This window comes from Photobacterium sp. AWH4_225, from assembly GCF_056158405.1.
In genome coordinates, this window is the sequence record NZ_JBSWTF010000004.1 from 1,653,544 (window position 1) to 1,680,085 (window position 26,542).

A 26,542-nucleotide genomic window follows, 5' to 3' on the forward strand; every position below is an offset into this window, starting at 1 on the left:
TGGAACCATTTGGCCATTCGCGCAAGATCAAAAAAGCCTATTGCTGAACGTTGTCAGCAATAGGCATCTGGGCAATGGGCTTTGGTGTTATGGTTAGCGTTTTTTCTTGGTTGCGCTATCCATCCAAACAGCGAGGAGCAAAATGGCGCCTTTGACGACATACTGCCAGAATGTCGGTACATCCATCATGCTCATGCCATTATCCAGAGATGCCATGATAAATGCCCCGATGACAGCCCCAATCACGGTACCGACGCCGCCGGCCATACTGGTGCCACCAATCACACAAGCTGCGATGGCATCCAGCTCTGCAATATTACCGGCTGATGGCGAACCGGCTCCTAGTCGCGAGCTAAGGATCAACGCTGCAACAGCCACAAGGAAGCCATTCATGGCATAAACGGACAGCTTGGTTTTTTCGACATTGATGCCAGACAGGCGGCTGGCTTCAATGTTGCCACCGATGGCATAAATACGGCGGCCAAAGGTTGTTTTGTTCGCAATGAACATCCCGATGATAAGCAAGCTTGCCAAAATTAATACCGGAGTTGGTACGCCACGATAGTCATTAAGCATCAAAATCATGCCGAGAACGGCAATACCGATAAGGCTGTTTTTCAACAAATTCTGGGTCGTTGGCGGGTTTGGCAGGTTATATTGTGCTCGCAGGCTATGCTGCTTTTTCTGCCAGCCAAAATAGACACTCAGTACCCCAACCCCAATGATTAAGCCGAGCATATTGGGTAGGTAGCTTTGGCCGATGATCCCCATAGCCTCAGATGTTGGAGCAACCGTGGTACCGTCGGTGATGCCAATCAAGATCCCCCGGAATGCCAGCATCCCGGCGAGGGTTACGATGAAAGAGGGAACTTTACGATAAGCCACCCACCAACCATTCCAAACGCCAAGCAGGAAGCCAGCACTCAGGGTCAGCACAATCGTTAGTGGTAGCGGTAGGTTAAACCACACATCAAGAATGGCAGCGGCGCCACCCAGCAGGCCCATCATCGACCCTACTGAAAGATCAATTTCACCACTGATAATGACAAACACCATCCCGATAGCAAGGATACCGGTGATTGATGTTTGCCTGAATAGGTTGGATATATTCCTCGGTGTCAGGTAGCTCCAGTCAGTCATGATACTGAAGAAAATAGTGATAATGATGATGGCGGCTGCCATGACCAACATCTGCAAGTTGGCCTTTTTCAAATAGTCGAGTAATGGAGCCGAGCCTTTTTGCGGTAACTCTGCGGTTTGTTGTTCACTCATGCTGCTACTCCTTCAGATAGTGCGCAATCCATAATGGCTTCTTGGGTAAGGTTGTTATTGATTAAATTGCCTTTGATCTTTCCTTCATGCATGACCAATACGCGATCGCTGATGCCGAGTATTTCCGGTAATTCAGAGGAGACCATAATGATGCTGATGCCTTTGTTGACCAATGCGAACATCAGCTTGTAGATTTCGTATTTTGCCCCAACATCAATGCCACGGGTCGGCTCGTCGAGGATCAATACTTTGGGTTCGATGGCAAGGAAGCGAGCAAGAATGGCTTTTTGTTGGTTTCCCCCCGATAGGCTCTTTATTGCTAACTCGCTGCTTGATGTTTTTACTTTCAGCTTGTTAATTGAAGACTCGATAGATTGCGATTCTTTGGGCGCATCCAGCACCCCTAATGAGGAGAATGCATCCAGCCCTGACAGGGAGATGTTTTGACCTACCGACATGATAGGAATAATGCCATGGCGTTTTCGGTCTTCCGGCACCATCGCGATACCAAGTTCCAGGGCTTTCTGGCTGCTGTCGATGGCTTGGTGCTTTCCTTGGTAGTGAATCGAAATGGTCGATTTACCTTCGTAGCTTCCGTATAGGCATTGCATCAATTCAGTACGGCCAGACCCCACCAACCCGGAAATTCCTAGGATCTCCCCTTTGCGTAGTTCAAAGCTGGCATCATCGACTTTCTTGATATTGCTTGATGAAGAGTCCCACGCCGTCGCGCCTTTGACAGACAGAATAACCTCACCAATAGGATGGGGTTCTCGAGGGAATAACTGCTTCATCTCCCGCCCGACCATCATGGTAATGATGTCATCCGTTGTCATGTCCTTGGCGTGGCGAGTGCCGATATGTTTGCCATCGCGGATAACACAGATGTGATCGGATATCGCTTTTACTTCGGAGAGTTTGTGTGAAATATAAATGCAGCTGACCCCTTTGGCCTTGAGATCTTTGACCAAGGCGAGCAGGATGTCCGTTTCGGACTCTGTCAGGGGCGCGGTGGGCTCATCGAGTACCAGCAGTTTTGCATTCTTGGATAAGGCCTTGGCAATTTCTACTAATTGCTGTTGCCCCACACCTAAATCACCCACGCGGGTGCTTGGAGAAACAGAGAGTTTGACTTGCTTGAGTAACTTCTCTGTTTCTAAATACATGGTGGTAAAATCAAGAATGCCTAAGTGGCTTTTTTCAGCGCCAAGGAACAGGTTTTCCATGATACTGAGCTCTTTCACCAGCGTGAGCTCCTGGTGGATGATGGCAATACCAAGCGCTTCGGTTTCTTTTATACTGCTGGCCTTTAGTGGTTGTCCTTCAAAGGCGATATCGCCCTCGAACTCCCCGTGGGGGTAGATAGCGCAGAGAACTTTCATCAGGGTTGATTTTCCTGAGCCGTTTTCTCCGCACAAAGAGAGAATCTCGCCCTTTTGCAGGGTGATACTGACGCCATCAAGCGCTTTGACCGGGCCAAAGCGTTTTATAATGTTTTTCATTTCTAGCAGGGTAGACATGGGCAGACTCCGTTGCGACAGCCCCATTGCTGGGGCTGTATGCACCTTACTGTTGGTAAACGTCTTTTTCTGAGTGGAACTTATCAGCAATAACGGTTTTGCCGATATTGGCTTGATTGACCACGATAGGTTCTAGCAAGAATGACGGAACATCTTTCTTACCGTTGTTGAGGGTGGCGTTACTGTCTGGCGTATTGTCGTTGCCAAGTTCGACGGCAATTTCAGCTGCGCGATCAGCAAGAATAGTGATTGGCTTGTAGACGGTCATGGTCTGGGTACCCGCCACGATACGGCGTACCGCAGCGAGATCAGCATCCTGGCCTGAAATCGCCACTTTGCCAGCTAACCCCTGCGCTTCCAGAGCCTGAATCGCACCGCCTGCGGTAGAATCATTGGATGCGACAACAACATCAATCTCGTTGTTATTGGCTGTTAGGGCGTTCTCCATGATCTTGAGGGCATTCTCTGCCAACCATGAGTCAACCCACTGGTCGCCGACAACCTTGATATCGCCGCTGTCGATTTTCGACTGCAATACATTCATCTGGCCCTGGCGGAACAGTTTGGCATTGTTATCAGTTGGTGCGCCGCCCATCAGGAAGTAGTTGCCCGCCGGTGTTGTCTCAAGCATTGCCTGGGCTTGCATTTCACCGACTTTCTCGTTGTCGAAAGATAGGTAGAAATCAAGATCTGCGTTGTTGATCAAGCGGTCATAAGCCAGCACCTTGATGCCGTCCCTTTTCGCTTCCCGGATCACGTTGGTTAGCACTTCCCCGTTGTACGGAATAATGACCAGCACATCGACACCACGGGAAATCATATTCTCAATTTGGGCGATTTGTGTTTGTTCGTTACCGTTAGCGGATTGTACGAAGACTTTTGCCCCTAAAGACTCCGCTTTATCGACAAAAATATCTCTATCTTTCTGCCACCGCTCCAGTCTCAGGTCATCAATCGCCATACCGATTGTGACCGTTTTCGCCAAGGCAGAGGTACTCAGTAAACTCACCGATAGTGCGCAGAGCAGGGTGATGAACTTTTTCATGGAAAATCCCTTATTTTTCTATTTTTAAAATGAATAAGAACGTTATTGCATTAACCAATTTAGGGGATTAAAGGTGGCTTTCCATGATGGGATTTATTTAGATATTTACGTTTTTTTGTTTTTAATTGAGAGTGTGACTGCTGTACATATTTTGGTCAAAAAAGGGTGTCAGGGGTCACAGTCTATTGGGTGCGAGAAGGGAGTGTATCTTAACTGTTTTTCCAAGCTGCAATAAAAACAAAGGCCACCTCAGTGGCCTCTTTTCTCTTTTTATCGAAGATAGGGATAGGTGTAATTACCCATTAACCAATCGTTGATGGAGCGAGTCTTTCAACTCGGCTCTTTGGTGCTTCAGTTCGTGCATTGCGATATCGTCGATAGGGGAGCCACTGAGTTCCAATTCGCGGATCTCTTTATCTAGGGCATCATATTTTGAGGCATCTTTGGCAAAAATTTCGTTATTGGCAGATAAGCTAAAAATCGTATCTTTGAACTGTGGAAACTCGCTGAGCAGTGAGTGATCTTCTCCTAACATACAACCTCCTAAACCAACCTGAAAAATAGTTAAACTCGGGCTAATTGCACCTAATAGGATAGCAGCTTTGGCAGTATCGACCGGACATCATGATAAAAAATAGAAGGAAGTGCCATTAAACTTTGAAAACCAATAGCTTGATCACCTTTTGGCCTTATCCTGGAGTGACAATCAGGCCCAATGGTTCGAGCAGTTGTTCTTGCTGCCAGTCACAAATCATGACCCCTTTTAACTTCACCCTTCTAGGATCTAGCCCGGTTAGGTCGACGTGGCAAAGGTTACACTCTTCAATATCAAATTGGCCCCAACTCTCAGGTGAAAATTCTCCCCGGCTAAGATCTGAGCCTTTGAGAGAGGCGCCATGCAGGTTGGCACCTACCCAGCGGTTTTCGAACAATTCGCACTGCTCGAGCTTTTGGTTTTCCAGGTTGGCATAAGCGAGGTTGCTTGCCGAGATGTAGGCCGAGCAAAAGTAGCTTTTTTGGGTCAGGTAGTTGGCAAAGCTGGCTTGGGCGAAGTTGGCTCCTTTGAGGTTGCAGGCACGTAACTCAATGGCAAAACACTGTGCCCCTCTGAAGTTTGCCATGCTCATGTCGCAGTCTTTGAAACCGGCCTCCTTGAGTTTGGCATATTCGAACTGGCAGCCTTCGACTTCGCCACGTTCGATAAACTGGCAGTTGACGAATTCGGCTTCACTCAGATTGGCTCGGTTGAAGTTACAGCGAATGAAGGTACAGTTTTCGAACTGAGCATATTCAAAGTTTTGCTCAGAAAAATCGTGGTCAATATAGGTTTGGTCTTTCATTGATTTTGTCATTATTTGTCGTCTTTATATGGCCAGATTACAGCTAAAAATGGTTGAAAAGCCAGAGAAAAATGCGAATAAAAACCAACTTTTTTGAGTGCTTTTAAATGGCTAAAATAACAGGTTAAATCAGCCTTTTGAGAGGTTTTCTTGGGATGATTTAACGGGCGTAACTACTTAAATTGTTTTGAGCCTACAGGGCTTCTAGGTGGGCTTTAGGCTGCTTGGTGTACTAAATGATTAGCTGAGCTGGATTGGCTTGGTTGTCAATTAAGCAATAGCCCATAGAGACAGGGCTATTGGGCTACAGAGGGCAAGCATTATTGGAGGGCGAACAGCTCAACATCCGTTTGATTTTTCCGAGCTAGCTCTTTGAGATCATCACAGTACTTTTTGCTGGTTTCACTGAGTTGGGTAATTTCCTGCGCGCCTTGGTTAAGGCTGTGAATACTGTTTAGTAGCGATTTACTGGCAATACTTTGTTCTTCAGCCGCACAACTTACCTGGGTACTCATATCATGAACCGAGTCAATATCGTTAAGTAGGCTGTCGTAGATCCGGCAAACCGTTTCTGCTTCCAATGTACTGTCCTTGACCGAGTGAACACACTCTTGCATCTGAGTCACGACGTTTAATATTCCTGTGTTTAGGTCGTTGATAGTCGACTCGATATTGTTGGTAGAGCCGCGGGTTTGCTCTGCGAGCAGCCGGACTTCGTTGGCAACTACAACAAACCCCTTGCCGTGTTCCCCGGCTCTTGCCGCCTCTATTGCCGCGTTAAGGGCGAGTAGGTTAGTTTGATCAGAGATTTTACGAATAACCTGCAAGATGGCACCCACATTGTTATTTTGTTCCAGCAATTGCTCGATTTGCTGATTGCAGTGGTTGAGTTTGTCTTTTAGCGCAGAAATCGACAGAATGTTTGCCTGAGAGGCCGCTTTGCATTGCAGGCTGTTTGTTTGGGTATTAATAACGACTTCTTGTGTTTTGCATGCCATTTGGGCGACTTCGTCAATGGTTGTTGTCATCTGCTCCATAGCCGCAGTCATATCCGTGACATTACTAGACTGCTCTTGGCTGATGGTAAGTGCCAATCCCGCTTGTTCCATTACCGACTGGGTTTTGCCCGCTACATTGTCAGCGCTGGTTTTGATTGATGTAACCGTTGCCTGAAGCGCTTGTTTTACCTTGTTTGCTTGGTGGCCAATTTGGCCAAACTCATCGTCGGTAATTGGTAAGTCCCTGCCAGTTAAGTTCTTGTCTGAAAGAAGAGCCAGTGCAGATAAAATTGAGTGTATAGAGCGTTTTATTTTCAGGGTAATAAATGTGCTGAAAAAAAGCGCAACCCCTATGCTGATGATGAATAGAATTAATATCCTCTGCGAGGCGGCTGAAGCTGAATGTTGAGATTGTTGGTTTGCGCTGCGGATTGACGTGACAAGTATGGTTTCAATTTCAGCTATCATGGCTTTTAAAGCCGTATGATTTTCGGCAAAGGATTTTAGTTGCTGGTTAGCAATTTCTTCATGCTCCAATTTTGCAATATGTTGGAGTAGAACCCCTTTCTCATTTTCGACGGCATAAAAAACGGGGGAGAGGAGTTGTTCGAGTTGTTGGGTCGATTGTTTATCTCTTTCCTTTAACTGGGCGGTTTTTCGCTGTAATAAGCGAATATGGCGATCAAGGTTAGATTTGATGATCCAGGCTTCATCGGTTGTATTTTGCAACAGTATTCGGTGTATCAGTCGGTCGGCAGATTCGGTATGGAAACGTAAAAAATCGAGGTCGCGAACTTGGATAGATTCACTTTCCGTGTAATTTGCTAAATCATTTTTTATTTGAATGGATTGTTGTTCATATTGCAGGGCACTCGATTGGGCGCTTATCGCGGCGGCTGCACTTCGATCTTTAGCGTCAACCTGTGATAGCACGAGGGGAGTGAAGCTGTTTAATACTTCGTTAAATGTACCTATCTGCTCTTCATTTAACAGCGGCATCAGATAAGAAAGCTCTTGTTGGTTCAGCATCTGTTGTAGAGAATCGATACTGTTATTGATATCAGAAGCTGAAATCAACAGGTTTGTATTTGGTGCTGCTGTCGTGTTTCTCAGAGAAGTATTGGGGGAATACATCAGTGCTAAGTTAGTACTGTCAAAGATGTGAGTACTAAGGTTTGAAAAATACCGAAGAGGAGTCACTGTATTATATTCGGTTTTTTCTATTTCATTTACCAGATAACGAGAATTGTTAAAAGCGGTTATTGATACTGAAGAGATGAGCAAGATCAAAGTAATGAAAACAAAGATAACTTGTTTAATAATAGACTTCATATTAGAGGTAATAATAAAAAATAATGTGATTAATTATAATTATATTGTTTGTGGTGATAATGTGATCTGTTTCCTTAACATCTTGATGTTTCATCGATTTGTGTCACATATTTAATTATTGCTCTTATGGGTTTAAGGTCATGATTATATGTGTTTTTTTGTTTTTGCTCTAAGGGTCGGTGAAAATAAAATAGCATAAGCACGATGTGAAATTCAGTAAGGTTTACAGCTGTAAATAAAGGTTATCAAAATCCAAAAAAACGTAATAGATATATCTGTGGTTATTAGACAGTATAAGCTTATAGGATATGCGTTAGAAGAGGGTCAATGCTAGGGTTATAAAAAGTCGTCTTGAAAAGCAATCATCAAATAAATGACGTGATAGTTAATGCTGCTGAAATAGTTGTCATTCAGTGAGCATACTTTACCTAGCAAACGCGCTATAACTTTGGTTTTATAAATCTATTTATTTAATCAATTAATTATAAAAATGAGTAAACACTGGAATATAATATGATCAATATACCTCAAGTGAAACTAGGTATTGTCGCTGTAAGTCGTGATTGTTTTCCTCTTTCACTTTCTGAAATGCGCCGTAAAGCTGTTGTTGGATCTTGCGTTGCTAAAGATGTCGAAGTTGTTGAACTACAAACGATCATCGAAAACGAAAATGATACGGTAAAAGCGCTGGAAGAGGCCGCTGTTCTGGGCATTAATTCTCTAGTGATCTATTTGGGTAACTTTGGTCCTGAAGGCCCTTTGACCCAGATGGCTCAGCGCTTTGATGGCCCGGTTATGTTTGTCTCTGCAGCCGAGGAGTCAACGTCTTGCTTGGCTGACATGCGTGGCGACGCATACTGCGGCATGCTCAATGCCTCATACAGTGCTAACCTGCGTAATATTCGCCCTCATATTCCACCATATCCAGTGGGTACGCCGGATGAAGTGGCAACAATGATCAAAGACTTCGTACCGGTAGCCCGTACTATTTTGGGTTTGAAGAGCTTGAAGATCTTTAGTTTTGGCCCTCGCCCACACGATTTCGTAGCCTGTAATGCGCCTATCAAGGCACTTTTTGACCTAGGCATCGAAATCATGGAAAACAGTGAGCTTGATCTGTTGGATCTCTACCAGCAAGCGGAAGGCCACCCAGATATTCCTGCCATTATTGAAGACATGGAAAAAGAACTCGGTGACAACAACCCATATCCCGATCTGCTGCCGAAGCTAGCTCAATATGAAGTCGCACTGCTTGAATTCCACAAGAACAATCTAGGCTCTTCGACCTTCGGTATTTTTGCCAACAAGTGCTGGCCTTCATTCGAGAAGTTCTTCGGCTTCGTGCCATGCTATGTTAATGCGCGTCTGGCCGAGCGTGGTATTCCGGTAGCCTGTGAAGTTGATATTTACGGTGCGCTTTCTGAGTACATGATCACTTGTGCGACGAACCATCCTGCCACCCTGCTTGATATCAACAATACAGTCCCGAAAGATATGGTTGAGAAGAATGCAGCAGCGATGGGGGATTACACTGCCAAAGAGCTGTTTATGGGCTTCCACTGTGGTAATACGGCACCAAGCTGCATGAAAAACTCTCAGCTGCGTTTCCAGAAAATCATGCATAGCCTAATGGAGCCAGGACAAGCACCAGATATCACCCGAGGTACACTGGAAGGGCAAATTAAAGCAGGAGAGGTCACCTTGTTCCGCTTGCAGTCTACCGCAGATACCAAGCTTCGTTCTTACGTAGTACAAGGGGATATTCTGGATATCGATCCTGAGTCATTTGGCTCGATTGCGGTGTTTGCTATCCCTGAAATGCAGCGCTTCTACCGTCATGTACTGGTTCAAAAGCGTTATCCACACCATGCAGGTATCGCATTCGGTCATGTTGGTAAGACCCTGTACCAGGTTCTTGATCTACTGGGTGTCACGGATATTGATTACAACCAGCCTAAAGACGAGCGTTACCCAAATGAAATACCAAGTGTTTTCCTTGGGTAAGTTTGGCTGAACCGATAAATATAGGGAGCTTTGACAGCTCCCTTTGTTTTTATTGGAGGCTATTTAGCGGTGACTAATATTTTCCTAACGATATCCAGGGTCAGGTCGCCGCTCTCCGATAGGGCTGTCATCCCGAGGTTTTCAAGATTTTGAATGACGCGATCAATACCTTCGTCATCGATGCCGTAGTGAGATAGGCGGGTGACGATATCGAGGGAATTAAAGAAGGCTTCTGTTTGGTCGATAGCCTTGTCAATTTTCTCGTCATCCGAGCCAGTGTGAATATCCCACACCCGTTCTGCAAACTGAATGAGCTTATCCCGTTTATGGTCTCGTCTTTCGCGTAAGAGGTGCGGCAATACAATGGCAAGAGTTCTACCGTGGGCAATACCAAATAACGCGGTAAGTTCATGACCAATCATATGGGTTGACCAGTCTTGGGGAACACCAGCGCCAATCGTGCCGTTCAGGGCACTGGTTGCTGACCAAATGAAATTCTTCCTTGCTTCAGTATCTTGGTTGTCTTGATAAGTGATAGGGCCGATTTCAATTAAGGTCTTTAATATCCCTTCCGCTGTACGGTCCTGCACCATGGCTTGAACGGGTACTGTCAGGTATTGCTCGATAACGTGAATAAACGCATCTGCCACCCCATTGGCAATTTGTTCTTTGGGGAGGGTGAGGGTGAGATCCGGATCCAAGAACGAAAATGTTGGGAAGGTGAGGGGAGACATAAATACCATCTTTTGGCCGTTCAGGGTGACAACGCCTCCCATGTTCATTTCAGAGCCAGTGGCTGGAAGGGTAACAACGCAGCCAAGCGGTAATGCTGATTCGGTAGGAACGGGCGTGAAGCCGTTGAACAATATATTTTGGTACTCTTCCGTGGCATAGTTCACTGCCAAGGCTATGAACTTAGTACCATCCATGACTGAGCCGCCACCGACGGCGAGAAGAAAATCAATGTCATGCTGTTTGGCAAGCTTGGTTGCCTCTACCAAGGTCTCAAATTTCGGGTTGGCTTCAATACCACCAAACTCTATGACCTTCCGATCACCCAATGCGGCGACAACTTTGTCAATCGTGCCGAACTTCTTGGCGCTTTGACCACCAAAGGTCACCATCACTTTGGCATTGGCCGGAATAAGCTTATCTAATTCGCCGAGCCGGTCTTGGCCGAAGACAATATGGGTTGGATTGTAATAATCGAAATCAAGCATCTTTTCTCTCCGTGTTGTTAACGTTGATCAGAGACCGTTATCTTGTGGTGCATTTGAGTCTACCGACTTTATGCTTAGCCGCCGTTAGCCAAATGTGTCAAGGTGCTGGCAGAGTACGCCATGTAGAAAAAAGGCCTCCACAAGGGAGGCCAAAACATCCAAACTCATCGGGGGTAAGTTTTTCAGGAGTCAGGAGTGGATGAAAAAGTGGATTACCACCACATATCAATCTGAGCGCCGACAATGACGTCGCTGTCTTTGCCTGGGTTGCCGCCCGAGACACCCTCAGAACCTTGGATGTAGGTGGCAAGCAGGCGGATTTCAGGTGCAGGGCCGAAACCGGTATCAACCGTCCAAGTAGGCGCGATGGTGGCTTTGTAGGTCGCATCATCGGTAATAGAGCTATCGGTATAGCCAAACTCAGAGGCGATCACGAAGTTATCGATTGATGGCATGGTGTAGACAGGGCGAACCATGGCATACCAGTACGAGTAATCTTTTTCGCCGTCAGCACTACGGATGGTGTTGATGCCATCGTAGTCTGTGTACTCATAGCCGATAGCTGGGAAGAACAGCCAGTCACCGGCAAATAGCCCACCATAGGCTTGCAGGCGAACAGAAATGTCATCATCTTTGACTTTAGACATCTCACCTTGGTTGTCGCCGCTGAATGCGTAACTGCCAGGGCTATAAGCGTTATAGTTGGTGAAGGTACGGCCAAGCATTGCACCTGAGCCTAGACCCATACCCGTTTGCAATGACACGGTTGAAAACCCTTCACCAAGGGCAAAAAAGCCTTCTGGATTGTAGGCAATATTAGCCTCGATACCGCTGGTGGCATATTCATCGCCGTTCACGTTGTCGGCCATGTATTTCGCCAAGGCTTCAATACGCCACTGGCCATAGTCAGCTCGGACATGGAGGGCGTGCAGCATTTCGTTTAGGTTGGCATTTTCGTTATTTGTCTCGGACTGGTTACTAGCAATGTAGGCAAAATCCCAAGCACCATTACCCAATTCCATGTTTTGGACACCCACACCGGTACCTGAGTAGTCGGTATAGAAGAAATCGGTCATGAAGATATAGTTGTCACGGCCGTAGTAGCGCTGACCGCCCCAAAGTGTGCCCGTTGAAGTGACACCGTCAAATTCAACGAAAGCTTCAATTAGGCCCGTTGCCTTACCGTCGATATTGGCAAAACCGTTGCTGCCATGACCATTGGGGTTGTCCTGTCCCAGACGGGCATTGATACGCACGCTTTTATCACTTTCAGACCAATCCCAGCGATTCATGAAAGCGAGTTCCCAAAAATCGTCAGCCTCGAGACCTAATCGGCCTAGTGTTTCTTTTTGCCCGGCATAAGGAACCTGGGTGAAGTCATTACTGGCGCTGGAAAAAACGCCGGCACGTGCATAGCCATGAAATTCAAAATCCATCGTTGCTTCTTCTGCAGTAGCTGAAGGAACCGATATCGCAGTTAGGCCAACAATAGCCAAAGCTTTAGTGACAGCAGATAGTTTCATTAAATGATGCTCCATTTCATTGTTTTATTTAGATTGCTAGATGTGTACAGAGTGTTGGCAGTAAACACAGTAATTCGACAGGAAAACTATAAAATGCCTGAATAAGGTTTTTGAGTGATGTTAGTCACGTGAGGTTTGAATATTTGGTGATATTAATCACTGAAGTGAATTAACATAAACTTAAAAGTTAAATCCTGTAATTTGTCTAATAAATATTTATATTGATAGCATTTTAAGGCTTATTTTTATCATATTTGTTTTTATGATTTCGATTTTTTGTGAGTGTTGATGACCTGTTATGGTCGTCACATTTACTGCCTTGACGAACTTTCAATCACACTACAACAATATATTTGTCTTCCACTGTTATCCGTTTTCTCTCTGTACCAATTAAGTTAATGGATAACTGAAAATTAAAATGTATCGATAAATAAAATGGAGCTACCCAAATATGTTGAAGGTTCATATGAAGGGAAAATATATTGCAACATCAATTTGTGCTGGACTGATGATGTCATCAGCCGCTTTTGCTGATACCACTGTCCGTATGCTGCATATTGAAACCGACTCTAATGTGCTTGGCGTATGGAATGAAATTGCACAAGAGTTTGAAGCTGAAAATCCGGGCATCGAGATCAAGATTGAATTCTTGGAAAATGAGGCATTCAAGGCGAAGCTGCCGACATTGCTGCAGTCCCGCCAGCGTCCTGACGTTTTCTACAGCTGGGGGGGCGGTAATTTCCAAGTCCGTGCTGAGGCTGGTTTACTTGAGGATATGGCTGACTACTCCAAGGGCATGCAGGCCAACCTCTCTGATGCCGGGATGAATGCCTTTAAATATCAGGATCACCAGTACGGTGTGCCGTACATGGTGAGTCAGGTTGGCTTTTGGTACAACAAGGCGCTGTTTGACAAAGCGGGAATCAAGGCTGAAGAAATTGAAACTTGGGATGACTTCCTTGCTGCTGTTGAGAAGTTAAAGCAGGCTGACATTACCCCGATCGCTGTCGGTGGCGCTGATAAGTGGCCAATGCACTTCTACTGGAGCTATTTGGCAATGCGTGCCGGTGGCCAGCAAAGCTTCGAGTCTGCGATGCGTGATGAAGGCGATGCTTTTGCCAGCGAACCTTTTGTCCGTGCGGGTGAAGAACTCAAGCGTTTGGCCGCCCTAAAACCGTTCCAATCAGGTTTCATGGCTGCAGGCTACGGTGAGGCAGCGGGCTTGTTCGGCGATCATAAGGCAGCAATGCACCTAATGGGTGATTGGGACTACAACTACCAGGCTCAGCAATCGATATCGGGCAAAGGGGTTGAAGATAAAGATCTTGGCTGGCTTAACTTCCCTGCGCTGGCTGATGCAAGCGGAAATGCAACAGATACGCTAGGGGGCATTAATGGTTTTGCTTTTGCCAAAGGGGCAAAACCTGAGTCGGCCAAGTGGATGGAGTTCTTCTTGAATGAGCAGAGCCAAACCAAATTGGCAGCTATCGATCAAATCATCCCTGTTGCCAAAGGGGCAGATGCCGGGTTGCAAAATCCATTCAAGCAGAAAATTGCCCAGACGATTGGTAGTGCGGGATGGCACCAAGTGTTCTTTGACCAAGCATTGGGTGCGGATGTAGGCGGTGTGGTTAACGATATTTCTGTGGGTATTGTTACTGGTGATCTTTCCCCGGAAGAAGCTGCCGAGCAAGTTCAAGAAGCCTGGGAAATGCGCTAATTCCTGCTGGCGAAAAGATTAGAAAATAAGTTCTTGTGACGAGAGGCAGGAATATGCTTTGGGATGTTCCTGCCTAATTTAAGTAAATGGAGTTATCATGAGCGAGCAGCTAGCAAGCTTGCCACCGAAAAAAGAGCCTTTTTCTTTTTCCGCTTGGCTAAGTAAGCATAATCATGGCAATAGGCTATTATCATTAATAATATTTCTGCCGCCTGCATTATTATTATTTACGATTTTTGTTATTTTACCTTTAGGCGAGGCAGCGTATTACAGCTTTTTTAAATGGAATGGATACGGCGTTCCGACTAATTTTATTGGCTTTGATAATTATACACGCCTCTTTAAGCACAGTGCTTTTGAAACAGCTTCAATAAATACACTGAAAATTATCGTTGTGTCGCTGGTAATCCAGCTTCCACTAGCGCTGATTGTGGCCTTGAATATTTACAAGAAAAGTTGGAGCAATAGCTTTTTCCGGCTGATTTTCTTCTTGCCTTATATTTTGGCAGAAGTGGTAGCCGGTCTGATTTGGCGTTTTGTCTTTGACGGCGACTACGGTGTGATGGCCGGTATGGCAGAAACACTGGGCACCGAGCCTTGGTACATATTGGCAGATCGTGAATGGGCGTTCACCGCGATATTGGTGGTGATTGTGTGGAAGTACTTTGGCTTTCATATGATGATTTATATTGCTGCACTACAGGGGGTGCCAAAGGATCTGACGGAAGCTGCCAAGCTTGATGGTGCATCGCGGCTACAGACGATTTGGCACGTCAAGATCCCGCTAATTATGTCAGGGATAAAGGTATCGGTGTTCTTCAGTATTCTTGGTGCCTTGCAAACCTTTGATCTCATCATGCCATTGACCGGCGGTGGTCCTTCGCATTCCAGCCACTCTTTGGTTACCTATCTGTATACCTTCGGTATTACCCGGATGAACGTCGGCTTTGGTAGTGCGGTGGGTGTGGTCCTATTCTTGGCCTGTGTCATTTTCGCATTCACTTACCAAAACACCATCCAGAAAGAGCGGGGTTAACTTCATGTCCATGATTAAAGTAAACAAAGTGGAATGGATCCGGATCATATTCTTAATGCTGGTGGCTGGGTTCGTGTTATTTCCTATGATTGCCACCTTGTTTGGCGGGTTTAAAAGCCTGGGGGAGCTGCGGACCAACCCGTTCGGTATCCCGGTGCAGTGGGAGTTCGAGCACTATCAGGCTATTTTTGCTGATGGCTCTATCTGGCGACTGATGAAAAACTCACTGGTGATTGCGGGCTTGTCGGTAATTCTGACCTTGCTGTTTGGCACCATGACGGCTTTTACCTTCTCTCATATTAAATTTGCTGGTTACCGTTATGTCTATAGCTATTTCCTGATGGGCATGATGTTCCCCGCAGCCGCAGCGATCTTGCCGCTGTTTTTGAAGATCCGTGATCTGCAATTGCTCGATACCCTGCCGGGGATCGTGATCCCGCAGGTCGCTTTTGGTCTGGGTTTCAGTATCTTGTTATTCCGGACGTTCTTCGAGCAATTGCCTAAAGAGTTGTTTGATGCCGCTCGTGTCGATGGCTGTAGCTACATGCGGTTCTATTGGCATGTCATTTTGCCATTGTCGACACCGATCTTGGCAACGGTCGGCGTGTTTGTGTTGGTCGGCAGTTGGAATAACTACCTGTTGCCGCTATTGGTGCTGAATAGTGATGAGATGTACCCGTGGACATTGGGCATCATGCAGTACCGCGGCGAGTACGGGATCGCCTGGAACAAAATACTGGCATATGTTTCGGTAACCATTACCCCTGCGATTGCCTTCTTCTTGTTGGCTCAGAAATACATTGTTGCCGGCCTGACCGGTGGTGCTGTCAAAGGTTAAGTGCGCATTTAAGGACAAAGGAAATTATTATGGCGTCTGTTGAATTTAAACATATTGATAAAATTTATCCGGGCAATGTGCACATTGTGAAGGATTTCAATCTGAGGATTGAAGATGGCGAATTCATTGTATTTCTGGGGCCATCAGGCTGCGGAAAGTCGACAACCCTGCGTATGTTGGCGGGGCTGGAAGATATCTCCGGCGGTGAGATCACCATTGGCGACAAGGTGGTCAACGAGCTTGAACCCAAGGACAGGGATATCGCGATGGTATTCCAAAGTTACGCGTTATACCCGCATATGACCGTGTACGAAAACATTGCGTTTGCATTGAAACTAAGTGGTTTGGATAAGAATGAAATAGAACAGAAAGTTAGGCCAGTGGCTGACATGCTGCAGCTGACACCTTTACTGGAACGTAAACCGAAAGCCTTGTCCGGTGGCCAGCGCCAGCGGGTTGCCATGGGACGTGCGATGGTGCGTACTCCAGAGGTCTTCCTGTTCGATGAACCGTTGTCGAACCTTGATGCGAAGTTGCGAAATTCGATGCGCAGCGAGATCAAGGCGATGCACAAGAAGTTGAACAAGACCACTATTTACGTGACCCACGATCAGGTGGAAGCGATGACCTTAGCCGACAGAATTGTGATTTTGCGTGATGGTAAGGTTGAGCAAGTCGGTACGCCTTACGAAATTTATCATAACCCGGCTAACAAGTTTGTAGCTGGCTTTATTGGTAGCCCGACCATGAACTTGTTCCCGGTCACCCTCGAGCAAAGCGAAGGTTGGCAATTGAATTTGCAAGGTCAGACGATCCCATTAGTGGGTGAGCTAGACATTGAAGATGAAAGTGTTGAGCCAGGCCAGCATGTGGTGATGGGGATCAGACCAAGTGATATTCATCTATCTCCGGCAACATTGGCGGCCCCGGTTGAAGTGAAAGGGCAGGTGGTACAATCAGAGCTGTTAGGCTCGACAGTTCAGTTGACTTGCCAAATCGGTGACTACCAGCTGGTGGTTGAAGCGGCTTCAACGGAACAAATCGAGGAAGGGAGCGAACGTGCGTTATATTTGGATAGCTCCCAGCTGCATTTGTTCGATGACGAAAGCGGCAAGTCGGTGTACACGGCATCTGCTATTGAGATGATGGGAAGTCATTCTCCGCAAACCGTTGCGCTGGCTTAGGGGGAATCGTAACCAAACCAGCCTCCAGCAATTAGCTGGAGGCTGGGGGCTGATAAACAACTCGAGAGCAAAGGTTATTGTTTGCTGACTCGGTAGTCTTTTGGAGTGAGGTCTAGGTTTTTCTTAAACACGGTATACATGTATTGCAATGATGGATAGCCGCACAAAGAAGCAATCTCGACAATGGGCAACTCCGTTGAAGCCAGTAGGTGGCAGGCTTGATGTAGCTTTGAGTTATGGATTTCTTGGTGGATAGAGTGGCCACGCTCTTCTTTGAATCGAGCCTCTAGGTTGGAGCGGGAGACGCCGACAAAACTCAGTACTTGTTCGACCTTGATCCCCTTGCAGGCATTATGGCGGATATAGTGCATGGCCTGGATCACGTAAGGGTCTTTGAGCGCCTGAAAGTCTGTACTCTGCCTTTCGAACACTTGAGTCGGTGGAATAATGACCCTAGCCGGCGCAGCGGGAGCCGTTGCCTGAGGACTGGTTAATTGGCTATGGAGCAACTTGGCGGCACGATAGCCCATAGACTTACATCCCTGCCCGACAGAGCTGAGCGACACCCGGGTGAGATAGCGGGCGAGCTCTTCGTTATCGATGCCAATCACGGCAATTTTATCGGGGACCATCAAGTTCAGGTGATCACAAACCTGCAGTAGGTGACGAGCCCGGGAGTCCGTCACGGCGATGATACCGGTAGGGGTAGGAAGTCGCTGCAGCCAGTCGGCAAGGCGGTTCATGTCATACTGCCAAGTTTGCGGGGTGGTTTCATTTCCTCGGTAAACCGCGCCGTAATAGCCTTCGTCTTTGACGATTTTATGGAAGGCTTTTTCCCGCTCTTGGGCCCAGCGTTTCCCTGGGTGCTCAGGCAGGCCATAAAACGCAAAGTTTTCCAGCCCTTTATCGCGCAAATGATGGAAGGCCGTTTCTACCAAACTGTGGTTGTCGGTCGCGACATAGGGCACATTAGGATAGTCCTCGCCATTTTGATAAGAGCCACCCACCCCGATAATCGGGATATCCAACTCAGACAGGAAATGCACTATTTCAGGATTATCATAGTCCGCAATGATCCCGTCACCGACCCAATCCTTGATATTGTCTAAGCGCGTGAGGAAGTCTTCTTCGAGGAAGATATCCCAGTCGCATTGCGTTGCCTGAAGGTATTCTCCAATACCTTCGATGATTTGCCTGTCATAAACTTTATTGGCGTTGAACAGCAAAGTGATACGGTATCTTTTATTCATGAGGATTATGGTAACTCCTGCTAAAAATCATAAAACGGATACTATCAGTGGTAAAATGAACACTGTGTGACGAGCCCCTCACTCGTGAAATCCGAGAAATCCGGTAACAAAAAACATAATTGTCCTGGATGCAACGTTTCGCCAGCATGGAGTCATTAACGTGAATTGATGTCTCAGAAGGAAAACAAGATGTTTATCGGTATTGATTTGGGAACCTCCGGTGTCAAAGTCGTACTGCTGGATGAAAGCGGTCTTATTGTCGGTGCCGAAACGGTTCCATTAACGGTATCCCGCCCAGCACCTTTGTGGTCAGAGCAAAATCCACAGCAATGGTGGCAGGCAACGGATCAGGCCATTTTGGCATTGCGCGAAAAAGTCGAACTATTCAATGTGCGGGCGATTGGTTTATCTGGCCAGATGCATGGTGCGACCCTATTGGACAGTGATGGGAACGTGTTGCGTCCTGCTATTTTGTGGAATGACGGCCGCAGTTTTGCGGAATGTGAAGAGCTAGAAGCGCTGGTTCCGAACAGTCGTGACATTACCGGTAATATTATGATGCCGGGCTTTACCGCACCTAAGCTGAAGTGGTTGCAGCGCCACGAACCTGAATGTTTTGCCAATATCGATAAGGTTCTGCTACCAAAAGATTACCTGCGTTACTGCCTAACCGGCGACTTCGCTTCCGACATGTCAGATTCTGCCGGTACATTGTGGCTGGATGTTGCCAAGCGTGATTGGAGTGATGAGCTGTTGGCTGCAACTGGCTTAACTCGCCACCATATGCCGGAGCTGTTCGAAGGTTCTGATGTAACTGGCACCCTGTCTCCAGAGCTTGCACAACGCTGGGGGATGCCATGCGTACCGGTTGTTGCTGGTGCGGGTGATAATGCCGCCGGTGCTATCGGTGTGGGGATTACCCAGCCGGGACAGGCCATGATTTCATTGGGTACCTCAGGTGTTTACTTTGCGGTCAGTGACGGCTTCCTAGCTAACCCAGAGTCAGCCCTTCATAGCTTCTGCCATGCACTACCGGGCACTTGGCATTCAATGTCGGTTATTTTGAGTGCAGCCTCTTGTCTCGCATGGGTGGCTGAACTGACTCACGCCGAGAGCGTACCGGCGCTCCTAGAAGAAGTGGCAGAACAAGCCTCTGAAGACTCAGATCTGATCTTCTTGCCATACCTGTCTGGTGAGCGAACCCCGCACAATGACCCAACGGCGAAAGGCGTGTTCTTTGGCATGACGCACACCACCAAGCGTGCTGATTTGGGTAAAGCGGTATTGGAAGGTGTGGGCTTTGCGTTTGCAGATGGCTTGGATGCATTGCATGCAACCGAGCTGGTTCCAGAGGAAATCTCACTGATTGGCGGTGGTGCCCGCAGTGCATACTGGCGCCAGATGCTGGCCGATATCTTCGGCAAGGCATTGACCTACCGCGCGGGTGGTGATGTTGGCCCTGCACTGGGCGCAGCCCGTTTGGCGCACTTGGGTGTAGCGGAAAAAGCGGTACTGTCTGATATCTGCCCTGTTCCTGGATTAGTACAAGTGCATGAGCCGAATTTGGTAAAACATGCGAGTTACAGCGCCAAGCGTGAGAAATACCAGCAGTTGTACCGACGCTTGAAGGGCATGTTCTAACACGCTTTTTATATCGGAAATGCGCCACCTGAATCCACCAGGTGGCGCAGTTAATAAGGAGTCGAGATGCAAAAAAGGATTATAGGAAAAGCATTAGTCAGCCCGATAGGAATGGGATGCTGGGCAATCGGCGGGCCATTCTGGGAAGGGGATAAGCCACTAGGCTGGGGGCAGGTTGATGACAAGGAATCGATAAGGGCGATTCATGCAGGCCTCGATGCCGGTGTTAACTTTATCGATACTGCCAATATCTATGGTGCTGGTCACAGCGAAGTGGTGATCGGAAAAGCCATTGCAGGGCGACGTGATCAGGTTGTTTTGTCGAGCAAGGTCGGGTTTGATTGTGATGTGCAGTCCAAGCAAGTGTTAGGGGCCTTTTCTAAACTCGGAGAGATCAGGCAAATGCTTGAAAATAGCTTGCAGCGCTTGGGCACCGATTATCTGGATATCCTTTTCCTCCATATCGGTGACTTGCCGCTAGAGGAAGCGATTGCTGTTCGCGAGACCTTGGATAACTTGGTCAGCGAGGGGAAGATTAACAGTTTCGGCTGGAGTACGGATCTCATCGACAGGGCTGAATGTTTTGCCCAGAGCCCTCATTGTGCCGCCATCCAGTTTGAGCAAAATGTCTTTAGCCCGAACCTTGCAATGACCTCCCTGTGTGAAAACAAGCGCTTGGCGGCGATAAACCGTGGCCCTTTGGCGATGGGATTGCTCAGCGGGAAATACAGTACAGGCGCGGCACTGAGTGACAGCGATATTCGCAAAGTATCACCCGACTGGCTGAAGTATTTCAAAGACGGGCAAGCGGCACCTGAACTTATCAGTCGCTTGGATGCGATTCGCGACGTCTTAACCAGTAACAACCGCACTTTGACCCAAGGGGCACTGGCTTGGCTATGGGCGTTAAGCCCTAATAATATCCCTATTCCGGGCTTTAGAACCGTTGAGCAAATCACCTCTAACGCCATGGCCATGGAAAAGGGGCCGCTGACAGCAGCGCAGTTGGGTGAGATTGCTGAGTTGTTAGAGTCGACCTGATAATAGGTGATATTGTTGCTAAGTCGGAAAAGACGTATTTAAAATGCTAGGTTTAGTGCCTAGCATTTTTATATCTTCAGGGGAGGAGTTTATTATATCTGGCTAGTAGCCGCAAAAATATGTCTCTATACAATAATTTATGCAATGTGTATGATAATTTTTTCATGAGCATGGTCGTGGAAAGCAAACCTTATTTCTGACCAAAACCATTGAAATTATTAGTGTATTTACTCGATCAAAGGGTGGAATACCTGTTGTCAACGAGCATAAATGGAATAGATGGATCTATGACTTCGACAAGGATCACTCATAAGCTGGTGTTGGAATTCATTACCCAAGATACCTCTGAACGTAAACAGGCCGTTCAGTATTTGTTGGACGCAACTTGCGAGCATAATTTTTCAGATATCAATTTTATAATATGCCAATGTGGTTCAGATCATAATGAACCTTGTAAATTAGAATTTTCCAGTCATCGTTTTGATCTGTTGTTAAGTTTTGAAGCTGAGGCTATCAATAAGCTACGTTCTTATCCTGGAGTTATTTTGCATCAGTAATGTTAAGCCATGTTGCAACTGATAATTAAATCATTATGATACTTTTAGCTAGGAATAAAGTGGTATAAAAAATAGGGATATAATGATAGTTAATGCAGCTGAAACGTCTTCTTTTAATTTACACAATTACTCAAAAATAGATAATTTTTTTATTGACCTCTTTGGTAATGCTCAGCATTGCTGCAAAGCAATAGCTGTAATTCATTGTTATAAAAGTGCTCTTCCGTATACATTGGCACTTACCCGCTTGTTTCGCGAAGTGGTGTTGATCCCAAAAGAAGCCACCCGCTCTTTTTCTAGCGAAATGGAGAAAGCCTTCAAATGCAATCCAAAGGTTAAGTTTATATATCCTAAAAAGTCTGATTTTTATAACCAAGAAAAACATCAGATGATCATTGATAACCTTGCTATTCAAGAAGAGAATTTTGTTATTCTTGACCATGGTGGTTATTTTTGTGATCTTGCTTCAAGACTAGAAGATGAATATAAGGAGCAGTTTTTAGGTATTACGGAAATGACAGCCAATGGACATTACCGATATCAGAATGTACAACTTGGCGTACCTATTCAGTCTATCGCTGAAACAGATCTCAAACGTAGCGGCGATTTTAGTGCTTCTCAAAATATTGTTCATTACACCGAAAGAACGCTCAGGGATCATTTCAGCCTACGTCTATATAGTTCTCAATCATTTCAGACAGCTGTCATTGGTCTCGGAAATTTAGGCGAAGGTATCGTTGATGAATTAAACCGCCTTAGCGGCAGCACGCCTTATGTTTACGATATTGATCCAGTTAAGGTAGTGAGCTTGAGCGCCAACAATATTCGCTATCTGGGCAAAGAGCAGCTTTTGCAGCACTGTAATCTATTGTTCTTATGTAGCGGAAATATCAGTATTTCAGAGCAAGAGTTCGCCAATATTACCCGCGAGAAGTTCCTGTCGACAGTGACTTCTGCAGATGATGAGTTAGATCTCGAGGGACTGGTCGCGCGTGGTGCACTGACTTTGGTTGAAAGGAGCGATCTCGTTTCAACGTATCAAAACCGTCGTGGGGTTAAGATCCACCTGATTGCTCACGGGTCAGCGGTGAATACCTTAGCCCCGACATCAATGGCGGATGAAACCGTCCAACTGTTTCTCGCAGCGCACATACAGGCAGCCCATAATGTCGTTTCTCATCTACACATGCAGCGAGGTTGCGGCATTGTGGAACTCTCAAAAGATGACGAAAGGCACATTGCAGCCACATGGTTGCGCTGGTTTGCTTGATAGTACTAATGACATCAATGGCAGGATAAGAAAACAACCGAGCGGTACCGCTCGGTTGAGTTATTTCTAGGTCTGATAGAGATTAAAAGGGTGAGGCACGCCCCCAGATTTCGATTCCACTGAAGTTGTTCCAGCCTCTCAGGGAAGCACTGTCAGGATCGTTGTTGCCATTGCAGACTAATCGGACAAACTGCACCTCGTTGCGCTCAACGGTTTGGTCAACCCAGCTATTGGTATTACCTGGGCTGGTAAAATTTGCAACTTGCTCATAAGACTCGCCATCGCTCGAGACCATCACATCAGCAAAGTACTGTCGGACATCACCTTTGTCTTGCCGCAGCTTAATAAAGTCTATGTCGCTAGGTTCGGATAGCATGATTGTGTAGGTGACCCCTATTCCTTGTGCAGACCACTTGGTGCTAGGGTCACCATCGACGGCATTGATAGCGGCACCTGTGCCATTGGGGTTTTCTGCGCTGGCATCGATGGCAAAGGGTGGAAGCGCCTCGGCAGGTGTTTGGCCGCCACCTAGAGGAAGGAAAGGTAGGTAACGACTACTGAATGGGTAGTCATTTGCTGGATTCAGGCTTGGGAATATGTGGTCAACGGCGGATTCTGATAGCCCAAACCATCGGCCTAGCGTCGCTGCCATTTGCTCGCTTGACTGAGATGGCTTGAATTTATTGCCGTAAGCATCTTCACTGCCAACGATAAATTGCGGGTAAAGCCCGTGCGCCTTTGTACCATCTACTGCTCCGCCAAGTACTAACTGGTTGGCTCCCCAGCCATGATCAGTTCCCTTATTGGCATTTTCATTTATGCTGCGACCAAAGTCAGACATAGTGAAAATAACCGTATCATCAATCAAGCCATCACGTTCCAGAGAGACATAGAAACTAGACAGCACAGCATCAATTTGAGCGAGAAGGTGATCGTTCGATGCCTTATGGGTATCAAACCCTCCCATGACCACGGTGAAGACCTGCCTAGAATGGCCTATTCCTTTGGCTGCTTGCATCATCTGCTTGACCGTTTGTAGTGAGCTTGCCAGCGATCCCCCGGTGATCGTCTCATCCGGTGGATACTGTGATAGTTGATCATTTACCTGATCCTGTGTTTCTTGCAAAAAGGTCAATCGAGCCAGCCACTCTTTATCAAAGGGAGTGTTGCCAATTTGGCTTGAGTAGCTGTGGTATTGTTGTGAAAAAGAAGAAGATTGGGACAGCACCCCGAGCCCTGGCGTGTCTCCTGCCCGCATTTTTAGCTGTGTCGATTCTTTGCCTGCGATACCGAATCCACTGACGTTGATGGACTCTGGCAGGACGGTATTGGGATCATATAGGAAATCCATCATCGCACCGAGCCAACTACCGACATAACTTTGGGTCTCGGGGTTCCACCTTGTCCGCCACATTTTAGTACCGGTACTGTGAGAGCCAAGACTTGATGGACGAGGGCCTGTCCTGCCATTAAGTGGTTCGATCAATGGCCCGACGTTGATGATGGCTGATCCTTTTTGTTCGGAAAGCAACTGGGCTAAGTTTGGCATGTTGGGATGCAAGCCCAATTCGACACCATTGGCAGCGTATAATCCGGTAGGCAGAATATTCTCTAATGCCACTCCACTCGGCCTAGCTTGTTTGAATTGTGAGTAATTTTCGGCGGTTCTTGGCAGGACCATATTGAATGAGTCGTTGCCGCCGGCGAAATAGACCGCGACGAGTGCCTTGTATCCGCTGTTTTCTGAAGCCAGTGCTGTTGAAGGTAGCGTCAGGCAAAATGGCACACTACCTGAGGCCATCACAGCACCGCTCGATTGCAGAAATTGTCGTCTGTTAAGTTTCATGTGCTACCCCTGGATGCTGAATTCTGTTGAAAGAAGAGTCATTAAAATCACGTCGTTCACAGCGCTTTTATTGTCACTTTCAAGCAGGCGTGACTGATAGAGTGATATTAAGTTGTCGCGTAGTACTGAGCTCATTTCGCCGTTAAGCAAAGCTGCGGCGACCAGGTCGAGCATGGCACCGACGCCCTGCTCAGTCGCAGCATCATAGTAGGGGGATAAAGTGATATAGGTTTTTTCATCTTGCCGATACCCATTTCCGTGCTTTACGGTATCGTTAAAGTTGGTCATTGCGAGATGCAGGACATTATTGATCTCTGCGATATCAACCCACTCCATGAGCTCGAGTTCGGGGCCAACCAATTGATTGTCAAAGAGTGGGCCTTCCGGGCTGAATTCTGGGCTATAGAAGTTAAATACTGAAGGCGCTCCTAGCGGCGTTTGGTTGAATCCGTCTCGGTAGCTTAGAAATTTACTTGTTGACGCATAGAACATCGGTTCGGGGGATTGATTCTCTCGATTCGAGATACCCGGGTAAGCATTTAGCGCTCTTAGAAAGTAGGTCAGGCGAAGTATCGGCTCTTTGTATTTCACATTGCCAGTATTCTGCGGTTTAAAGACTTCCTCATCACTTAACAGGGCTTTGAGCGTTTCACCTAGATGACCGTTTGTCTGGCGGAATACCGCAGCAACCCGGGAGATGTAATCCGGGGATGGGTTAGATGAAACAAAACGATTGATCAAGAACTTGGCAATAAATGGCGCAGTACTTGGGTGATTCAACAAAATATTAATCACTTGCCTGAGCTCTAGATCGGCATCTTGTTCTGCCGGTAGAGTGACACCATGGAGTGTTTTTTCCTTCCGGTCATGATGGGCTTCATTGTTCACCATCGGCTCAAGTAAACTGTTGTTACTCAGCTCCCAGCCGGTGAACACACGCGCCAGTTCTGCAACTTGCTCTTCATCATAGTTTTCGACTGGGCGGCCTTGCTGATCTTTAATCACTGCGCCGTATTGGTCTAGGGCAAAGTCTCCGGTGGTGAGTAGCTGCATGAGCTCTCGGGCATAGTTTTGATCAGGTAGTACACCCGTAGAATCAAACGATCGGTTATCTAAGTGGGTAAGGAAAGTGCCCATGACAGGTGAGCGAGAAACGTCATAGAGCAAGTCTGCGTAAGACCCGAACGCATGCTCTACCAGTAAGTCATAGTACTTGGCTAGCGCCTTGGGTTCATCGGCTAAGTTTGCGTCTCTTTGCGAGACAACAAGAATTTGGCTAAGTGCGAAAGCCATCCTTTGTCTCAACTGGTCTTCCCCCCATAGAGCAAGATCAAACCAGGCACTGACTCTAACGGTTGGCCACCATTTACCATTTTTCCGATGTGAACGCTGATATTCTCCTCGCTCGTCATGGTAATTGGCTGGAATAGATAATTGGTTACTCAACCAGTCTTCAACCCCAAGCTCTTGGAGTTTAGCGACATCCTCCTGCTTTACACCGAAAGTTGCTCGCTCCAAGAACCGAGAAGCCTCAAAGGAACTTAATTGAATTGTCATGTCACTTCCTTATGAAATAGAATTGTACGTTTGTTGTGTAATTGTTGCGTGGTTGTTTTGTGGTGTTGATATAGATATTTAACAAGTTAACTTTATGCAAGTTTTGTCATACACATATTTGATCTTCTATCCAAAGATATATTGCGGGTGATTTATTCGTCGGGTGAATGGGAGAAGGGGGGGAATGTTGAAATGGTTTTAGTGTATTGGGCTGGACAGTCGTAGGTATTTCGTTATGCATATCACTCTTTATCAAACTGAAACAAAAATGTGACTAGCCCCGGCATCCCTCGTCATGTTTTAATTGCACAATATTCATAAGAACAAAGACAACATAATCAGGGACTA

At 46.7% G+C, this 26,542-nt stretch carries 19 protein-coding genes; 8 read left to right on the forward strand and 11 right to left on the reverse strand.

Going from position 1 to position 26,542, the window contains the following annotated elements:
* Positions 1-93 precede the first annotated feature (93 nt).
* From ACXAD4_RS24610 to ACXAD4_RS24635, 6 genes are all read right to left on the reverse strand, one after another.
* On the reverse strand, positions 94-1,272 hold the full coding sequence (locus ACXAD4_RS24610; RefSeq protein WP_475244662.1) for a sugar ABC transporter permease: 1,179 nt from the start codon (positions 1,270-1,272) through the stop codon (positions 94-96).
* Positions 1,269-2,792 (reverse strand): xylose ABC transporter ATP-binding protein, encoded by a 1,524-nt coding sequence (locus tag ACXAD4_RS24615; RefSeq protein WP_475244663.1) that lies wholly within the window; start codon positions 2,790-2,792, stop codon positions 1,269-1,271. The genes ACXAD4_RS24610 and ACXAD4_RS24615 overlap by 4 nt, the downstream gene beginning before the upstream one ends.
* Positions 2,793-2,838: 46 nt before the next feature.
* Positions 2,839-3,837 carry a D-xylose ABC transporter substrate-binding protein gene (gene xylF, locus ACXAD4_RS24620; protein WP_475244664.1) on the reverse strand — a complete coding sequence of 333 codons (999 nt, stop codon included), beginning with the start codon at positions 3,835-3,837 and terminating at the stop codon, positions 2,839-2,841.
* Between the two features lie 295 nt (positions 3,838-4,132).
* Positions 4,133-4,372: an HP1242/YdcH family protein gene (locus tag ACXAD4_RS24625; protein ID WP_475244665.1), complete on the reverse strand. Its 240-nt coding sequence runs from the start codon at positions 4,370-4,372 to the stop codon at positions 4,133-4,135.
* Positions 4,373-4,526: 154 nt separating this feature from the next.
* Positions 4,527-5,177, reverse strand: a complete 651-nt coding sequence (locus ACXAD4_RS24630; protein WP_475245637.1) for a Qnr family pentapeptide repeat protein — start codon at positions 5,175-5,177, stop codon at positions 4,527-4,529.
* Between the two features lie 320 nt (positions 5,178-5,497).
* Positions 5,498-7,309: a methyl-accepting chemotaxis protein gene (locus ACXAD4_RS24635; protein ID WP_475244666.1), complete on the reverse strand. Its 1,812-nt coding sequence runs from the start codon at positions 7,307-7,309 to the stop codon at positions 5,498-5,500.
* A gap of 711 nt (positions 7,310-8,020) precedes the next feature.
* Between ACXAD4_RS24635 and ACXAD4_RS24640 the strand changes: the two genes are divergently transcribed.
* On the forward strand, positions 8,021-9,511 hold the full coding sequence (locus ACXAD4_RS24640) for an L-fucose/L-arabinose isomerase family protein (RefSeq protein WP_475244667.1): 1,491 nt from the start codon (positions 8,021-8,023) through the stop codon (positions 9,509-9,511).
* Positions 9,512-9,570: 59 nt separating this feature from the next.
* On the opposite strand, the gene ACXAD4_RS24645 is transcribed toward ACXAD4_RS24640, so the two are convergent.
* Both ACXAD4_RS24645 and ACXAD4_RS24650 read right to left on the reverse strand, forming a co-directional pair.
* On the reverse strand, positions 9,571-10,731 hold the full coding sequence (locus ACXAD4_RS24645) for an iron-containing alcohol dehydrogenase (protein ID WP_475244668.1): 1,161 nt from the start codon (positions 10,729-10,731) through the stop codon (positions 9,571-9,573).
* 212 nt (positions 10,732-10,943) lie between these two features.
* Complete coding sequence (locus tag ACXAD4_RS24650; protein ID WP_475244669.1) at positions 10,944-12,254, reverse strand: carbohydrate porin; 1,311 nt, start codon at positions 12,252-12,254, stop codon at positions 10,944-10,946.
* 466 nt (positions 12,255-12,720) lie between these two features.
* Here ACXAD4_RS24650 and ACXAD4_RS24655 point away from each other — a divergent pair, with 466 nt between their 5' ends.
* From ACXAD4_RS24655 to ACXAD4_RS24670, 4 genes are all read left to right on the forward strand, one after another.
* Positions 12,721-13,974 (forward strand): ABC transporter substrate-binding protein, encoded by a 1,254-nt coding sequence (locus ACXAD4_RS24655; protein WP_475244670.1) that lies wholly within the window; start codon positions 12,721-12,723, stop codon positions 13,972-13,974.
* Positions 13,975-14,368: 394 nt separating this feature from the next.
* Positions 14,369-15,010 carry a carbohydrate ABC transporter permease gene (locus ACXAD4_RS24660; RefSeq protein WP_475244671.1) on the forward strand — a complete coding sequence of 214 codons (642 nt, stop codon included), beginning with the start codon at positions 14,369-14,371 and terminating at the stop codon, positions 15,008-15,010.
* A 4-nt stretch (positions 15,011-15,014) separates the two neighbouring features.
* Positions 15,015-15,848 carry a carbohydrate ABC transporter permease gene (locus tag ACXAD4_RS24665; protein ID WP_475244672.1) on the forward strand — a complete coding sequence of 278 codons (834 nt, stop codon included), beginning with the start codon at positions 15,015-15,017 and terminating at the stop codon, positions 15,846-15,848.
* A 29-nt stretch (positions 15,849-15,877) separates the two neighbouring features.
* Positions 15,878-17,032: an ABC transporter ATP-binding protein gene (locus ACXAD4_RS24670; protein ID WP_475244673.1), complete on the forward strand. Its 1,155-nt coding sequence runs from the start codon at positions 15,878-15,880 to the stop codon at positions 17,030-17,032.
* 74 nt (positions 17,033-17,106) lie between these two features.
* Here the strand turns inward: ACXAD4_RS24670 and ACXAD4_RS24675 are convergent, their stop codons facing one another.
* A complete protein-coding gene (locus tag ACXAD4_RS24675) occupies positions 17,107-18,282 on the reverse strand; it encodes a XylR family transcriptional regulator (RefSeq protein ID WP_475244674.1) in 1,176 nt (391 codons plus the stop codon).
* 189 nt (positions 18,283-18,471) lie between these two features.
* On the opposite strand from ACXAD4_RS24675, the gene xylB reads away from it, so the two are divergent.
* From xylB to ACXAD4_RS24690, 3 genes are all read left to right on the forward strand, one after another.
* Entirely contained in the window at positions 18,472-19,923 is a 1,452-nt protein-coding gene (xylB, locus tag ACXAD4_RS24680) for a xylulokinase (RefSeq protein ID WP_475245639.1), read from the forward strand.
* 66 nt (positions 19,924-19,989) lie between these two features.
* Positions 19,990-20,964, forward strand: a complete 975-nt coding sequence (locus tag ACXAD4_RS24685; protein WP_475244675.1) for an aldo/keto reductase — start codon at positions 19,990-19,992, stop codon at positions 20,962-20,964.
* A 639-nt stretch (positions 20,965-21,603) separates the two neighbouring features.
* Positions 21,604-22,791 carry a Rossmann-fold NAD(P)-binding domain-containing protein gene (locus ACXAD4_RS24690; RefSeq protein WP_475244676.1) on the forward strand — a complete coding sequence of 396 codons (1,188 nt, stop codon included), beginning with the start codon at positions 21,604-21,606 and terminating at the stop codon, positions 22,789-22,791.
* Between the two features lie 82 nt (positions 22,792-22,873).
* Here ACXAD4_RS24690 and ACXAD4_RS24695 read toward each other — a convergent pair whose 3' ends face one another.
* Both ACXAD4_RS24695 and ACXAD4_RS24700 read right to left on the reverse strand, forming a co-directional pair.
* Positions 22,874-24,637 (reverse strand): DUF1501 domain-containing protein, encoded by a 1,764-nt coding sequence (locus ACXAD4_RS24695; RefSeq protein ID WP_475244677.1) that lies wholly within the window; start codon positions 24,635-24,637, stop codon positions 22,874-22,876.
* 3 nt (positions 24,638-24,640) lie between these two features.
* Entirely contained in the window at positions 24,641-26,194 is a 1,554-nt protein-coding gene (locus tag ACXAD4_RS24700) for a DUF1800 domain-containing protein (RefSeq protein ID WP_475244678.1), read from the reverse strand.
* Between the last annotated feature and the right edge of the window lie 348 nt (positions 26,195-26,542).